A 14,299-nucleotide genomic window follows, 5' to 3' on the forward strand; every position below is an offset into this window, starting at 1 on the left:
ACATCAAAGACAACCTGAAAAGGTTGTTTTTTTGTTTTTTATTAGTAAGGACAAAAACAATAGTAAAAAAGTACGAAATGTTTTCAAAGAAATTGCGAATAGACATACACCCAATCGTGAACTGTTACATACTATATTAATTAGGATGATGGGAAAAAGAGTATTCGAAAAATTGTATACAAATAAAAAATTCCGGGCAGAATGGATGTATGGAGGTGGAGGGATTGAGTTCATTTTTAGCACATAAATATCACCAGGAAATCTGCGTTATTTGTGAGAATTTAAAACCAAAAGGCATACATCTATATAATTCTTTTATTTGTACAGAATGCGAAAATGATTTAATACAAACAGATACCACGGATCCAAAATATAAATATTTTCTTAAACAGCTGAAAAAAATAACGACCCCAGAAATTTTTTCATAAAAGTCCTCATCGGACTTTTTTTTTGCAAATATACAATCAAATAGGAATGAGAATCAATTTTTGTTAGAATAAATGAGACTCTTAGAAGGAAGTAAACAAATGAAAAATCAATTAAAAACACCATTATTTGATGTCTTAACCGAACACGTAAACAAAAGGCCAGTTTCCTTTCATGTCCCTGGACATAAATATGGAGAAGTACTCCAAGCTGAAGCACATACTTATTTTAAGCAAGTGTTCCAAATGGATGCTACTGAATTATCAGGGTTAGATGATTTACACTCACCCGAAGGAGCGATATTAGAGGCGGAGGTCCTTTTAGCCGATCTTTATCAGACGAGAAAAAGTTATTTTCTTGTTAATGGTTCAACCGTTGGTAATCTTGCAATGATTATGGCATCCTGTGAGGAAGGATCGAAGGTTCTTGTTCAAAGGAATTGTCATAAGTCTATTTTAAATGGTCTAAGCTTAGCAAAAGCGGATCCCATTTTTCTAGAGCCTGAATTTAACCAGGAATGGAAAGTTCCCTCTGGAATCCATCTAGACACCGTCAGAGAATCTATCAAATTATATCCTGATGTGAAGGCGCTTATTCTGACCTATCCGAACTACTATGGAATGGGATTTGAATTACTAGAAATAATAAATGAAGCACATCATCATCATATCCCTGTCTTAATTGATGAGGCACATGGGCCGCATTTTATCCTTGGTGATCCTTTTCCGCCTTCAGCCCTTCAATTGGGCGCTGATATTGTGGTTCAGTCCGCCCATAAGATCCTTCCAGCGATGACAATGGGGTCCTATTTACATATTAATAGCGATTTAATTAATCAGCATAGGGTAAAGGAATATCTAGTTATGCTCCAATCAAGCAGTCCGTCCTATCCGATTATGGCATCCTTGGATTTGGCAAGGAATTATCTAGGTACATATAATCAAAAAGATCTAACATTTCTATTAACTGAAATCGACCGTTTTAAGTCCGAGTTGGCGGAGATTCCAGCTATTAAGGTGCTTGACTATCCTAACGCTAACGGAGATCCTCTGAAGATAACGATTCAGTCTCGTTGCCAATTAAATGGATATGAACTCCAAAGGAAACTGGAAGAGGGAGCAATTTATACAGAATTAGCCGACCCACATAATCTACTCTTTATTCTTCCATTACTTAAGGACGGACAAGGCTTCCCCTTAGAAGAAACCATGTTGAAAATAAAAGAGTCACTAGCTGGATTACCATCCATCAATCGGCATGAGGAATTCGAGTTGGCTGGGCAGAAAATATCGTCTTTAGCAGTCACTTTTAAAGAAATGGAGAAGTTAGAGATAAAAGCAGTCCCTATTTTAAGCGCACTAAAGGAAGTAAGTGCCGAAACGATTATTCCTTATCCACCAGGTATTCCCCTACTGTTAAAGGGTGAGAGGATAACAAAAAATAAGCTTAGCCAACTTACCCTTCTATTAAAATCGGGAGCAAGGTTTCAAGGGGGCTCCTTATTAAAAGATAAGATGATAAAAACGTTTATTACAACATAAGAGAGATTATACAGTTTTGGAGGTTTGTTTTAGATGAATAGCGGTATATTTATAACATTTGAGGGCCCGGATGGTGCGGGAAAGACAACCATTATTAATATGGTGGCGGAACAGCTGAGTGACGTTCTATTAACTAGAGAACCAGGTGGAATTGATATTGCGGAGCAAATCCGTGCAGTTATTTTAGACAAAGGCAATACCGCCATGGACCCCCGGACAGAGGCATTGCTCTACGCCGCCGCAAGAAGGCAGCATTTGATTGAAAAAGTAAAACCAGCATTAGCTGAGGGGAAAATCGTGTTGTGTGACCGATTTGTTGATAGTTCCCTCGCTTACCAAGGCTATGCGCGCGGCTTAGGAATTGATGAGGTGTTTGCAATTAATCAATTTGCGATTGAGAACTTAATGCCAGAACTAACCATCTACTTTGATATTGAATCAGAGTTAGGGTTAAAGCGAATTAACAAAAATAAAGGCCGAGAAATTAATCGTTTAGATTTAGAAAACCTGGAATTCCACCAAAAGGTGAGAGCTGGATACCAACTATTAATCAAACGTTTTCCCGAGCGATTCCGAAGTATTGATGCTTCAGGGACAGTGGAAAGTGTTTTTAAGGAAACATTAAAAATTATTGAAGAAACATTAGCACAAAGGAAGCCTTCACTGTAGGGCTTTTTTTTATCCTAAAAGATTCTGTCATTCCAGAATGTAAGGAACACGGTTACCTGTTATAATATAGGAAACAAAACTAGTTTTAGAAAAAAAGAGAGGGTGGTTTGGATGAAACTTATCATAGCTGTCGTACAGGACCAAGATAGTAACCGATTGTCAAAAGCACTAGTAGATAATAATTTTAGGGCAACCAAATTAGCTAGTACAGGTGGATTTCTAAAGTCAGGCAACACGACCTTTATGATTGGTACTGAGGATATTCGCGTTGACCGGGCCCTCCAGATAATTAAGGATAACTGCAGGTCCAGAGAACAGTTAGTTGCCCCTGTTTCACCAATGGGTGGGAATGCAGACTCCTATGTACCCTATCCGGTTGAAGTCGAGGTTGGCGGTGCAACCGTATTCGTCCTTCCTATCGAACAATATATGCATTTTTAAAATAAACAATAGATCCGTTATTATAATAAAGTTAGTGAGTGATGAACTTGGGAAAATCATGGGAGCAACTAGAAGAGCTTCAGCCAACTGTGTTAAAAATGTTAAAAAACAGTTTAGTGAAAAATCGAGTGGCCCATGCATACCTTCTTGAGGGCATCAGAGGGACCGGGAAGCGGGAAATTGCGTTATTACTGACAAAGTCCCTATTTTGCGAAGCAATCATTGATGAATATAGACCTTGTGAGGAATGCAACAATTGCCGGCGAATCAATCATGGTAACCATCCTGATGTCCATATTGTTGAGCCGGAGGGATTATCGATTAAGGTCGACCAAATCAGACACCTGCAAGTGGAGTTTTCAAAAAAGGGATTAGAATCTTTGAAAAAAGTTTATTTGCTTGTTCATGCGGATAAAATGAGTGTCAGTGCGTCCAATAGTTTACTAAAATTTTTAGAGGAACCAAACCCAGGGACGGTTGCGTTTCTGTTAACAGAACAGCCGCAAAAGATTTTGCCAACTATCCTTTCTAGGTGCCAAATACTAACATTTCATCCATTATCACCCCAAGTGATGATTAAACAATTGGTGGAAAACGGTGTGCAGCCGCAAAAGGCTCCGTTGCTGGCTCAATTAACCAACAGTTTAGATGAAGCACAAAAATTAAATGTCGATGAATGGTTTGCACAAGCCCAAAAAATAGTGGTAAAATTATATGAGGTGTTGAAAAAAAATCCGTTAGAAGCTATGGTAACGCTTCAAGCTGACTGGTTTTCACACTTTAAAGAGAAAGAACAGATTCATCGTGGTTTAGACCTTTTACTTCTTATTTTTAAGGATTTACTATATATACAATTAGATAGGCAGGAGCAGATTGTTTTTCGAGAGGAAAGCGAACGGCTGCAACAATTTGCCCTGCAAACATCTGGACGGCGGATATCGGATCAAATGTCAGCTATCCTTGATGCAAAGAGGAAGCTGGAGAGGAATATGAATCCTCAGCTGATGATGGAACAGCTTGTGTTAAAATTGCAGGAGGGATCTTCATTTGTATGATGTTGTAGGAGTACGCTTTAAAAAGGCGGGGAAAATCTATTATTTTGATCCAGGGGACCTCTCCATTGAAAAAGACGACTTTGTGATTGTCGAGACTGTTCGTGGAGTGGAGTATGGGAAGGCAGTAATCGCTCGCAAACAGGTTGAGGAGCATGATGTAGTCCTTCCACTCAAAAAAGTGGTTAGAATTGCCGACCCGAAAGATAAAATGATTGTTGAGGAGAATAAGCAAGCCGCAAAAGAAGCGTATGAGGTTTGTAATGAAAAAGTTAATGAGCATCAACTGGATATGAAACTAGTCGATGTTGAATATACATTTGATCGAAACAAGGTAATCTTCTATTTTACAGCTGATGGAAGAGTTGATTTCCGTGAACTTGTGAAGGATTTAGCAGCTATTTTTCGGACGAGAATTGAATTACGCCAGATTGGTGTCCGTGATGAAGCGAAAATGCTTGGCGGGATTGGTCCGTGTGGAAGAATGTTGTGCTGTTCCACCTTCTTAGGGGATTTTGACCCCGTTTCGATTAAAATGGCAAAAGACCAAAACTTATCTTTAAATCCTACAAAAATATCTGGATTATGCGGCAGACTGATGTGCTGTTTAAAATATGAAAATGATCAATATGAATCTGCTAAAGCCTTGCTGCCGGATTTAGGGGAAGTCATTGAAACACCGCAAGGTAAAGGAAAAGTAGTAGGATTAAATATATTAGAGCGGGTACTACAGGTTGAACTAAAGGAACAGGAACGCGTTCTGGAGTATACCTTGGAGGAAATTAATAAAGAAGGTGCCTTTTCTATACAATCCACAGATTAACGAGGTGGAAGACGTGGATAAAAAAGAAATATTTGAATCAGTGAGTAATATGGAAACACAAATTGGCCATCTTTACCAAAAGCTAGGAGAATTAAAGCAGCATTTAGCCGAAATACTAGAAGAGAATCATTATTTAAAGCTTGAAAATGAGCATTTGAGACGCCGTTTAGATGTAACGACCGAAGTGGAAAAGAAAGTAACAGAGAACAAAAAAGGGACAGCCGTACCCGAGACGTCTGGTGTAAAGCCATTTGATGTAGGGGAAGGATATGATAACCTTGCCCGTTTATATCAAGAAGGTTTTCATATTTGTAACCTCCATTTTGGAAGTTTACGCAAGGAAGGCGATTGTTTATTCTGCCTTTCCTTTCTTAATAAGAAATAACCTTAAGAGGCTGACAAAATCAGCCTCTATTTTCATACATATAGCTGGAGGATGGATACTTTGGTGAATTTGAAAGATGATGAACGGCTTGATTATTTACTAGCGGAAAACTTAAGGATCATTCAGAGCCCATCTGTATTTGCTTTTTCCCTTGACGCCGTCTTGTTAGCAAGATTTGTCTATGTTCCCATTCAAAAAGGGAACCTCATTGACTTATGCAGCGGGAATGGCGTGATTCCCTTATTTTTAAGTGCACGGACGAAGGGACAAATTACTGGTGTTGAAATACAGGAACGACTGTACGATATGGCAGTAAGGAGCATTGAATATAATGGTCTTGAACAGCGACTGCAAATGATTCACGGTGATATCAAGGAGATTCCAAAACAGCTGGGCTATGGGAAATTTGATGTCGTCACTTGTAATCCACCCTATTTCACAACATCATCGAAAGAAGAAATGAATCCTAATGAACATCTAGCGATTGCTCGCCATGAAATTCTTTGTACATTAGAGGATGCTGTCAAGGCCTCGAGTCAATTGGTTAAACAGGGTGGAAAGGTGGCATTTGTTCATCGTCCGGGGCGACTACTTGATATCATTACGCTAATGAGAGAATACCGGCTTGAACCAAAACGAATTCAATTTGTCTACCCTAAAAAGGGAAAAGAGGCGAATACCCTCTTGATTGAGGCAATCAAGGATGGCAGTCCAGATTTAAAAATTCTCCCGCCGCTATTTGTTTATAATGAAGACAATGAATACACTGCAGAGATAAAAGAGATCTTATATGGGGAAAAATGAACACTTCTTTTATGTACTTACCTGTAAAGATGGCAGTTTGTATGGTGGCTATACGAATAATCTAGAACGCCGGATTAAGATGCATAATGAAGGAAAAGGGGCCAAGTATACACGGGGCCGCGGACCAGTAGAACTTACATACTATCAATGTTATGAAAATAAAGGTGAAGCGCTCCGGGCAGAATATAATTTTAAGCGACTAACAAGAAATAAAAAAATTGAGTTTTTAAGTCGTGAAAAGGATGATAGTAATGATGTGGCAGCAAAAGAGTTTTGAGAATGAAGCAACAAAAGGGATTTTATATCTTATTCCTACACCAATTGGGAATTTAGAAGACATGAGTTTTCGAGCGATTCGGTTATTAAAAGAGGCAGACTTGATTGCTGCAGAAGATACAAGAAATACAAAAAAGCTGTGCAATTACTTTGAGATTGGAACACCTGTGGTCAGCTATCACGAACACAATAAAGAAACAAGCGGCGATAAATTAATTCAAAAAGTAAAGGAAGGGTTAAAAATTGCCCTTGTCAGTGATGCGGGAATGCCAGCAATCTCTGACCCAGGTTATGAGTTGGTGCTAGCTGCTACCCAGGAAAAGGTGACAGTTGTTCCCTTGCCAGGTGCAAACGCAGCGCTGACATCATTAATTGCCTCAGGATTACCATGCCAGCCTTTTTACTTCTATGGATTTCTGAATCGAAACAAGAAAGAGAAGCGGACGGAATTGGAAAGCTTAAAGTGGCAGTCGGCCACGTTAATCTTCTATGAATCGCCGCACCGGCTAAAGGAAACTTTAGCAGTCATGTTGGATGTGCTTGGTAACAGGAATGTGGCTATTTGCAGGGAATTAACGAAGAAGTATGAAGAATTTATTCGAGGGACAATAGAAGAAGTAATAGCTTGGACCCAACAGGATGAAATCCGCGGGGAGTTTTGCTTGATTGTTGAGGGGACGGATCAACAACAGGAGGAAGCACCAAGGTGGTGGCAGAATTTAACGCTCGAAGAACATGTAAATCATTATATTTCCGAAAAAAGTCTTCCTTCGAAGGAAGCAATTAAACAAACTGCGAAGGACCGTGATATGAATAAAAGAGATGTGTATCAGGCCTATCATGTCGAATAATACAGCAGTTATGTAAATAAAATAAAATCTCCAGCAAAAGTGCTGGAGATTTTTATTATTTTACTAATTCAAAGTTGTTTTGAATTTCTTGAAGTAATTGTTCTGCACCTTCACGGCTTAGAATCAATTTACCGCCAGCAAGAGTTAAATTATCATCAGATACTTCACCTGTAACTTGGCAAGTCATATTTGGCTTGTATTTCTTTAAGATGATACGCTCATCATCAACATAAATTTCAAGAGCGTCTTTTTCAGCGATACCAAGAGTACGTCTTAATTCGATTGGAATAACCACACGGCCTAACTCATCAACTTTACGAACGATACCTGTAGATTTCATTTTTACTAGCTCCTCTCATATTATAAACATAATTTTCTCTATCTATTTATTCGTCATTATTCGACAAATTTTTCATACCTTAATAATACAAGAAATTCCCATATCCGTCAATTATTTTATTTTGAAAAATAACAGTAAAATGTTTCAATTGTGATAATTGTTGATTTGGCCACGTCTTATCTGAACATTACCTATATTTGACGATTATTATTACTATTGTAATTTTAGTAGCTCAATTGATCGTCCCGATATTATTCGACAAATTCCAGCATATTTTGATACTATTTAACTATACATATTTCGAAGGTCATAAAGATTTTGTGGGTGTAACAGGAAATAATCTATAATTAATGGAAGCTTTTCAAATTGGGACTTCTTGCACAAAAGTTGATTTTTAGGTATATTTTGATGATAGAGACGGGAAAAAAGAGGCAATACTGGTTTAATAGGGTTGTGCGCTCGCCAACTATTGGAGGGATACAAATGGAGAATAAATTAAAGACTTTTTACCTGACAACACCGATTTACTATCCAAGCGGAAATTTACATATTGGGCATGCTTATACCACGGTTGCTGGTGATGCAATGGCTCGTTATAAGCGGATGCGCGGCTATGATGTTATGTACTTAACTGGGACGGATGAGCATGGACAGAAGATTCAACGGAAGGCAGAGGAGGCGGGAATTACTCCGCAGCAATATGTTGATGAAATTGTTGATGGAATTAAAGAACTCTGGAAAAGGCTTGATATTTCCTATGATGATTTTATCCGGACCACGGATGAAAGACATAAACAAGTTGTCGAAAAGATGTTTGCGAGACTGCTTGAGCAAGGGGATATTTATCTCGATCAATATGAAGGCTGGTATTGTACACCGTGTGAATCCTTTTATACTGACCGTCAGCTAGTGGATGGAAATTGTCCTGATTGTGGTCGTTCGGTCGAAAAAGTAAAGGAAGAGTCATACTTTTTTAGAATGAGTAAGTATGTTGATCGCCTATTGCAGTACTATGAGGAAAACCCTGATTTCATCCAGCCGGAATCCCGGAAAAATGAGATGATCAATAACTTTATCAAACCTGGTCTAGAGGACTTAGCTGTATCGAGAACTACATTTGATTGGGGAATTAAAGTGCCAGGAAATCCAAAGCATGTTATTTATGTTTGGATTGATGCCCTATCAAACTATATTACAGCGCTAGGTTATGGCACAGAAAATGATTCTAAGTATTTAAATTACTGGCCAGCTGATGTTCACCTTATGAGTAAGGAAATTGTCCGCTTCCACACCATTTATTGGCCAATTATGTTAATGGCGCTGGATATACCGCTTCCTAAAAAGGTATTTGCTCATGGCTGGTTGTTGATGAAGGATGGTAAAATGTCCAAATCAAAGGGGAATGTCGTTGACCCTGTCACTTTAATTGACCGCTATGGTCTCGATGCTCTTCGCTATTATCTCTTAAGAGAAGTGCCGTTTGGGGCAGATGGCGTTTTTACACCAGAAGGATTTGTTGAACGTATCAACTTTGATTTAGCCAATGATTTAGGAAATCTTCTTAATCGTACGGTCGCAATGATCGAAAAGTATTTTAACGGCATGATTCCTGATTACACTGGTTCAGTTGCTGAATTTGATGCATCGCTGCTCCAAGTTAACCAAGAGACAGTTAATAAGTATGAGGAAGCAATGGAGAAGATGGAATTCTCTGTTGCGTTAACCGCGATTTGGCAATTAGTCAGCCGTTCGAATAAATATATTGATGAAACAAAACCTTGGGTCTTAGCCAAGGAAGAGGCGAATAAAGGGGAGCTTGCAAGTGTAATGGTCCATCTTGCTGAATCATTACGGAGAATTGCGATTTTATTACAACCGTTCCTAACACGCACGCCGAATTCCATCTTTGCACAACTAGGTATTCAGGAGGAATCTCTAAAAGCATGGGAAAGCCTTGCTGATTTTGGTATGATTCCAAGCGGAACAAAGGTAGAGAAGGCAGCACCGATCTTCCCAAGGCTTGAGATTGCAGAAGAAGTAGAGTTCATTAAGACAAAAATGCAAGGTTCTGCTCCAGTAGTCGAAGAAAAGAAGGAAGAAAAACCGGAAGAAATTGATGAAATTGCTATAGATGATTTCATGAAAATTGATTTACGTGTAGCTGAAGTTATTCAAGCGGAGCCGATTAAAAAGGCAGATAAACTTCTTAAACTTCAACTTGATTTAGGCTATGAACAGCGTCAGGTTGTTTCAGGAATTGCTCAATACTATAAGCCTGAAGAATTAGTCGGCCGCAAGGTCATTTGTATTACTAATTTGAAACCAGTAAAACTGCGCGGCGAATTGTCACAGGGCATGATCTTAGCTGGTTCCAAAGATGGCCAACTTTCCCTGGCAACAGTCGATCAAACATTAGCAAATGGAGCAAAAGTAAAATAATCATGTAACAAAAGGCGCCTGATAAAGGCGCTTTTCGTTTGGGGATGGCTAGCTCCAGCACCAATAGGCAGTGGGTAATACGCCACTAAACGGGCGCTTTCGCTTTTCGTTGTGTCTAGCTCCAGCGCCTAGGGGCTCGGGTCATAAGCCAATCCGTCCTGAAGGTAAAAGGCAACCTTCATGCCGGCTCGTCTTATGCCTGTCGCCCCTAGGAAAAAATGAACTACTTTTTTCCCTGAACAAGGCGCCTCCGCTTTTGGTTGTTCCACGTGAAACAATTTTCGGGATATTTCCCTTTTTTTATTTTATATTTTGACATTGAGAGGTTGTAAGTGCACAATTTAGAGAAAAAAAAAGAAAAGAGGTTCTTGCTTACCATGCTATTCGACACGCATGCACATTTAAATGATAATCAGTATAACGAAGACTTAGAAGAAGTGATTGAAAGGGCCAAACACGAGGAAGTCAGCCATATGGTTGTTGTCGGATTTGATCGACCAACCATAGAGCGGGCGATGGAATTAGCCGAAAACTACGATTTTATCTATGCCTGTGTTGGCTGGCATCCTGTTGACGCAATTGATATGACAGAAGAAGACTTAGTCTGGATAGAGGAATTAACAGCCCACCCCAAAGTTGTCGCTATTGGTGAAATGGGCTTGGATTACCATTGGGATAAATCTCCTAAGGATATTCAAAAGGAGGTTTTCCGGAAACAAATCAGATTGGCTAAAAAGGTGAAGCTGCCGATTGTTATACATAATCGCGAGGCAACCGCAGATATAGTGGAAATTTTGAAGGAAGAAGGCGCTGAAGAAGTAGGCGGGATTATGCACTGTTTTAGCGGCAGTCCTGAAGTGGCGAAGGAATGTATAAAAATGAACTTCTATATTTCTTTAGGCGGCCCTGTGACCTTTAAAAATGCCAGAAAGCCGAAAGAAGTGGCGGCCGAAGTACCCTTAGATAAACTTTTAATAGAAACGGATTGCCCCTATTTAGCTCCCCATCCTTACCGTGGGAAAAGAAATGAGCCTAGTTATGTAAAACTAGTAGCTGAGCAAATTGCCGAAATAAAAGGGTTGACTTTTGAAGAAGTAGCGGAAGCAACGACACGAAATGCTAAAAAATTATTCGCCATAAAATGATAGGGGAATTTGTCGAAGTCAGTGGAAGCTTGTCTTAAAATTTAATGAAAACAAAAAGTTCTACAAGTCTCCTTTTCTACATAGGATAACCGTGTCGAGAAGTTTCTCTTTGCAAATATTCTTACTTTGTGCATAATTAGAAATACCCTCGCAGAGTATGCAAGGAATGAACAGCCGACAGCATGGTTCGTTAATCTCTCTAAGAGAAGGAGGCGTTTTTCATCGTATTCAAAACCATGAAAAACCTGTTCCCCCAGTCTTTGAGCCGGAAGACATTGACCATTGCTTTTGCTAGTTTCGTAGTTTTGTTAACATCTCTTGGAATTCTTTATTATGAAGGGTCGAAGAAAACTGTTGCCATCACTCTTAACAATCAGCAAAAGGTCGTAAAGACACATGCGGATACAGTCAAAGAATTATTTGATGAAATGAATGTATCCATTCGCTCACAAGACTATTTGCAACCGAAGGCGAATTCAAAGGTGAAGGATCACCTTATGGTCGTATGGAAGCAAGCTAAACAGGTTCACATTGTCAAGGACAACGAGAAGAAAACGATCTGGACGACAGCAGGATCAGTAGCTGGACTCCTAAAAGAGCAGAAAATTGTTTTGAGCAAACATGATCAAATCTCACCTAGACCGCAAGCGGCAATACAAGATAAGATGAAAATTGGAATTAAAAAAGCGTTTCATCTTACATATGTTGACGGCGGTAAGATGCAACAAGTTTGGACCACTTCGGCTACGGTCGCTGACTTTTTATCACAACAGGGCATTAAGCTAAATAAACTAGACCGAGTTGAACCGTCATTAACAGAAACCATTGCTAAGAATGGTGTTGTTAACGTCATTCGAGTAGAAAAAGTCACCGATGTAGTGGAAGAACCGATTCAATTTGCTGTGGTGACCAAGAAGGATGAAAGCTTAGAAAAGGGCAAGGAAAAAACCATTACCAGTGGTAAAAAAGGCCTCGTTTCTAAACAGTATGAAGTCCTGCTGGAAAACGGCGAAGAAGTCTCAAGAAAATTAATTAGTGAGCAGAAGGTTGCAGAGAAACAAGATAAAGTTGTGGCTGTCGGAACGAAGGATTTATCAATACAAGTTTCCCGTGGTGCTGCAGATGAGCCGGGAAAAGAGTTTTATGTGACTGCAACTGCCTATACTGCGTATTGCAATGGGTGTTCAGGTAGAACAGCTACCGGACTGAATCTCCGTGCGAACCCGAACATGAAGGTAATCGCCGTTGATCCAAGAGTGATTCCACTTGGTTCAAAGGTATATGTTGAAGGTTATGGTTATGCTGTAGCAGCTGACACAGGAGGCGCAATCAAGGGATATATCGTTGATTTATTCATGCCATCCAATCAGGATTGCTACCGCTGGGGGCGTAAAAAAGTTAAAATAAAAATTTTAGATTAAGTTTCTTAATGCAGGGGTCCTATCCTCTGCATTTTGCTTTTTTCGTAAATTTCTTTATACTAACAACGAATACATAGTTATAAAAACAGTATATCCAGCTAAGCGGGTGCTGCCGCTTTTCTTACTTAATTATATGAATGCGTTCAATAATATAGACGAGGGACATTACAAAAATGTTTCAAGTTTTTTTCATTTTTTTATTTTTTTTATTACGGAGGCCTACACTATTAAAATGAAGATTAAAGAAATTATTGTTGTTGAAGGCAAAGATGATACAACAGCAATTAAACGAGCAGTAAATGCTGATACAATTGAAACAAATGGATCAGCTGTAAACGAGGTTACCATTGAAAAGGTTCGACGTGCGCAACAGACAAGAGGCGTAATCATCTTTACTGATCCTGATTTTCCAGGTGAAAAAATCCGAAAGATTATTGCTGAAGCTGTTCCTGGTTGTAAACATGCTTTTTTAACAAAGGAAGCGGCTATGGGAAAGGTCGGCGAAAGCCTTGGAGTGGAGCATGCCAGCCCTGAAGTAATCCAAGAGGCACTAAAGGATGCTCAGGTCATGAGTGAAACGTTTACAGAAGAAATAACACAAGAGGACTTACTAACTGCTGGATTGATTGGCGGTGAAGGAGCGAAAGAAAGAAGAATTATGCTTGGTAAATTATTAAAAATAGGTTACACAAATGGGAAACAGCTCCATAAGCGCTTAATGATGTTCCAAATCAGTAAACAAGAATTCTCAGAAGCACTAAGGGTTGTACGTCAGGAGGAACTACATGAATAAAGATATTGCTACCCCAGTAAGAACAAAAGAAATTCTAAATAAATACGGTTTTTCTTTTAAGAAGAGTCTGGGTCAAAACTTTTTAATCGATACAAATATCTTAAAAAAAATTGTCAGCTTTGCCGATCTAACTGAAAATTCTGGTGCGATTGAAATCGGACCAGGTATTGGCGCGCTTACCGAACAGTTGGCCCGCACGAGTAAAAAGGTCGTTGCCTTTGAGATCGATCAACGTTTATTGCCCATCTTAACGGACACGTTATCACCTTATCCAAACGTAAAAATCATTCATAACGATGTGCTAGAGGCAGATGTTGCCGAAGTAATTGCCGAAGAATTCACGGAAATGAACGATATAATGGTCGTTGCTAATTTACCTTACTATGTGACAACGCCAATTATTATGAAACTTCTTGAAGAGCACCTGCCGATTCGCGGAATTGTTTGTATGCTTCAAAAAGAGGTGGCAGACCGAATTTCAGCGCGGCCAGGGACGAAGGAGTATGGATCTCTTTCCATCGCTGTTCAGTATTACACAGAGGCTGAGACTGTTATGATTGTCCCGAAAACGGTGTTTGTGCCGCAGCCGAATGTCGACTCAGCTGTTATTCGACTGACAAAGAGGGAACAACCAGCGGTTTCAGTTACCGATGAGGCGTTCTTTTTTCAAGTGACAAGGGCAAGCTTCGCTCAGCGAAGAAAAACTCTGCTTAATAATCTAACAAGCCAGCTGCCAGATGGGAAACAAAAGAAGGAGGAGATCCTTCAGGCCTTAAGTGCAAGTGGAATTGATCCTGCCCGGCGAGGTGAAACCCTTTCCTTAGAGGAATTTGGCCGTTTAAGCGAAGAACTATATCCATTTTTCCACTAGTAGACCCTTTGCCAAGGGTCTA

The 14,299-nt window shown here is 39.5% G+C and carries 17 protein-coding genes; 16 read left to right on the top strand and 1 reads right to left on the bottom strand.

Annotated elements, in window-relative coordinates:
- The 11 genes from ACJ004_RS28475 to rsmI all read left to right on the top strand — a co-directional run.
- Positions 1 to 247: hypothetical protein (locus tag ACJ004_RS28475; protein WP_410896504.1), on the top strand; the 247-nt coding region annotated here is incomplete at its 5' end.
- Positions 210 to 428: a sigma factor G inhibitor Gin gene (locus ACJ004_RS28480; RefSeq protein ID WP_410896456.1), complete on the top strand. Its 219-nt coding sequence runs from the start codon at positions 210 to 212 to the stop codon at positions 426 to 428. The genes ACJ004_RS28475 and ACJ004_RS28480, both read left to right, overlap by 38 nt.
- Positions 429 to 527: 99 nt before the next feature.
- Positions 528 to 1,967, top strand: a complete 1,440-nt coding sequence (locus ACJ004_RS28485) for an aminotransferase class I/II-fold pyridoxal phosphate-dependent enzyme (protein ID WP_410896457.1) — start codon at positions 528 to 530, stop codon at positions 1,965 to 1,967.
- Between the two features lie 33 nt (positions 1,968 to 2,000).
- Complete coding sequence (tmk, locus tag ACJ004_RS28490; RefSeq protein ID WP_410896458.1) at positions 2,001 to 2,636, top strand: dTMP kinase; 636 nt, start codon at positions 2,001 to 2,003, stop codon at positions 2,634 to 2,636.
- 111 nt (positions 2,637 to 2,747) lie between these two features.
- The gene (locus ACJ004_RS28495) at positions 2,748 to 3,077 is read left to right on the top strand and encodes a cyclic-di-AMP receptor (RefSeq protein WP_088084908.1); all 330 of its coding nucleotides are present in this window, start codon (positions 2,748 to 2,750) and stop codon (positions 3,075 to 3,077) included.
- A 47-nt stretch (positions 3,078 to 3,124) separates the two neighbouring features.
- Entirely contained in the window at positions 3,125 to 4,132 is a 1,008-nt protein-coding gene (gene holB / locus ACJ004_RS28500; RefSeq protein ID WP_410896459.1) for a DNA polymerase III subunit delta', read from the top strand.
- Positions 4,125 to 4,952, top strand: a complete 828-nt coding sequence (locus ACJ004_RS28505) for a PSP1 domain-containing protein (RefSeq protein ID WP_410896460.1) — start codon at positions 4,125 to 4,127, stop codon at positions 4,950 to 4,952. Before holB ends, ACJ004_RS28505 begins: the two co-directional genes overlap by 8 nt.
- Positions 4,953 to 4,965: 13 nt before the next feature.
- Positions 4,966 to 5,337, top strand: coding sequence for a DNA replication initiation control protein YabA (yabA, locus tag ACJ004_RS28510; protein WP_410896461.1), 372 nt, complete (start codon positions 4,966 to 4,968; stop codon positions 5,335 to 5,337).
- A 60-nt stretch (positions 5,338 to 5,397) separates the two neighbouring features.
- On the top strand, positions 5,398 to 6,141 hold the full coding sequence (locus tag ACJ004_RS28515) for a tRNA1(Val) (adenine(37)-N6)-methyltransferase (RefSeq protein WP_410896462.1): 744 nt from the start codon (positions 5,398 to 5,400) through the stop codon (positions 6,139 to 6,141).
- Positions 6,128 to 6,418 (top strand): GIY-YIG nuclease family protein, encoded by a 291-nt coding sequence (locus ACJ004_RS28520; RefSeq protein WP_410896463.1) that lies wholly within the window; start codon positions 6,128 to 6,130, stop codon positions 6,416 to 6,418. Before ACJ004_RS28515 ends, ACJ004_RS28520 begins: the two co-directional genes overlap by 14 nt.
- Positions 6,396 to 7,268, top strand: a complete 873-nt coding sequence (rsmI, locus tag ACJ004_RS28525) for a 16S rRNA (cytidine(1402)-2'-O)-methyltransferase (protein ID WP_410896499.1) — start codon at positions 6,396 to 6,398, stop codon at positions 7,266 to 7,268. Before ACJ004_RS28520 ends, rsmI begins: the two co-directional genes overlap by 23 nt.
- 55 nt (positions 7,269 to 7,323) lie before the next feature.
- On the opposite strand, the gene abrB is transcribed toward rsmI, so the two are convergent.
- Positions 7,324 to 7,608, bottom strand: coding sequence for a transition state genes transcriptional regulator AbrB (gene abrB / locus ACJ004_RS28530; RefSeq protein ID WP_088084915.1), 285 nt, complete (start codon positions 7,606 to 7,608; stop codon positions 7,324 to 7,326).
- Positions 7,609 to 8,091: 483 nt separating this feature from the next.
- Here abrB and metG point away from each other — a divergent pair, with 483 nt between their 5' ends.
- The 5 genes from metG to rsmA all read left to right on the top strand — a co-directional run bounded on the left by metG (position 8,092) and on the right by rsmA (position 14,277).
- A complete protein-coding gene (gene metG / locus ACJ004_RS28535; RefSeq protein WP_410896464.1) occupies positions 8,092 to 10,047 on the top strand; it encodes a methionine--tRNA ligase in 1,956 nt (651 codons plus the stop codon).
- Positions 10,048 to 10,424: 377 nt separating this feature from the next.
- Positions 10,425 to 11,192, top strand: coding sequence for a TatD family hydrolase (locus ACJ004_RS28540; RefSeq protein ID WP_410896500.1), 768 nt, complete (start codon positions 10,425 to 10,427; stop codon positions 11,190 to 11,192).
- Positions 11,193 to 11,428: 236 nt separating this feature from the next.
- On the top strand, positions 11,429 to 12,613 hold the full coding sequence (locus tag ACJ004_RS28545; protein WP_410896465.1) for a ubiquitin-like domain-containing protein: 1,185 nt from the start codon (positions 11,429 to 11,431) through the stop codon (positions 12,611 to 12,613).
- 232 nt (positions 12,614 to 12,845) lie between these two features.
- The gene (gene rnmV, locus ACJ004_RS28550; RefSeq protein ID WP_410896466.1) at positions 12,846 to 13,406 is read left to right on the top strand and encodes a ribonuclease M5; all 561 of its coding nucleotides are present in this window, start codon (positions 12,846 to 12,848) and stop codon (positions 13,404 to 13,406) included.
- Positions 13,399 to 14,277 (top strand): 16S rRNA (adenine(1518)-N(6)/adenine(1519)-N(6))-dimethyltransferase RsmA, encoded by an 879-nt coding sequence (rsmA, locus tag ACJ004_RS28555; protein ID WP_410896467.1) that lies wholly within the window; start codon positions 13,399 to 13,401, stop codon positions 14,275 to 14,277. Before rnmV ends, rsmA begins: the two co-directional genes overlap by 8 nt.
- The last annotated feature ends 22 nt before the right edge of the window (positions 14,278 to 14,299 follow it).

Origin of the sequence: Neobacillus sp. 204, from assembly GCF_046562815.1 — a bacterium.
Lineage (GTDB): Bacteria > Bacillota > Bacilli > Bacillales > Cytobacillaceae > Neobacillus.

Coding starts and splice junctions, on each gene's coding strand:
- ACJ004_RS28480 (WP_410896456.1), top strand. CDS start 210: ATGGAGGTGGAGGGATTGAGTTCATTTTTAGCACATAAATATCACCAG.
- ACJ004_RS28545 (WP_410896465.1), top strand. CDS start 11,429: ATGAAAAACCTGTTCCCCCAGTCTTTGAGCCGGAAGACATTGACCATT.
- ACJ004_RS28520 (WP_410896463.1), top strand. CDS start 6,128: ATGGGGAAAAATGAACACTTCTTTTATGTACTTACCTGTAAAGATGGC.
- ACJ004_RS28540 (WP_410896500.1), top strand. CDS start 10,425: ATGCTATTCGACACGCATGCACATTTAAATGATAATCAGTATAACGAA.
- ACJ004_RS28495 (WP_088084908.1), top strand. CDS start 2,748: ATGAAACTTATCATAGCTGTCGTACAGGACCAAGATAGTAACCGATTG.
- abrB (WP_088084915.1), bottom strand. CDS start 7,608: ATGAAATCTACAGGTATCGTTCGTAAAGTTGATGAGTTAGGCCGTGTG.
- rnmV (WP_410896466.1), top strand. CDS start 12,846: ATGAAGATTAAAGAAATTATTGTTGTTGAAGGCAAAGATGATACAACA.
- rsmI (WP_410896499.1), top strand. CDS start 6,396: ATGTGGCAGCAAAAGAGTTTTGAGAATGAAGCAACAAAAGGGATTTTA.
- metG (WP_410896464.1), top strand. CDS start 8,092: ATGGAGAATAAATTAAAGACTTTTTACCTGACAACACCGATTTACTAT.
- rsmA (WP_410896467.1), top strand. CDS start 13,399: ATGAATAAAGATATTGCTACCCCAGTAAGAACAAAAGAAATTCTAAAT.
- tmk (WP_410896458.1), top strand. CDS start 2,001: ATGAATAGCGGTATATTTATAACATTTGAGGGCCCGGATGGTGCGGGA.
- ACJ004_RS28485 (WP_410896457.1), top strand. CDS start 528: ATGAAAAATCAATTAAAAACACCATTATTTGATGTCTTAACCGAACAC.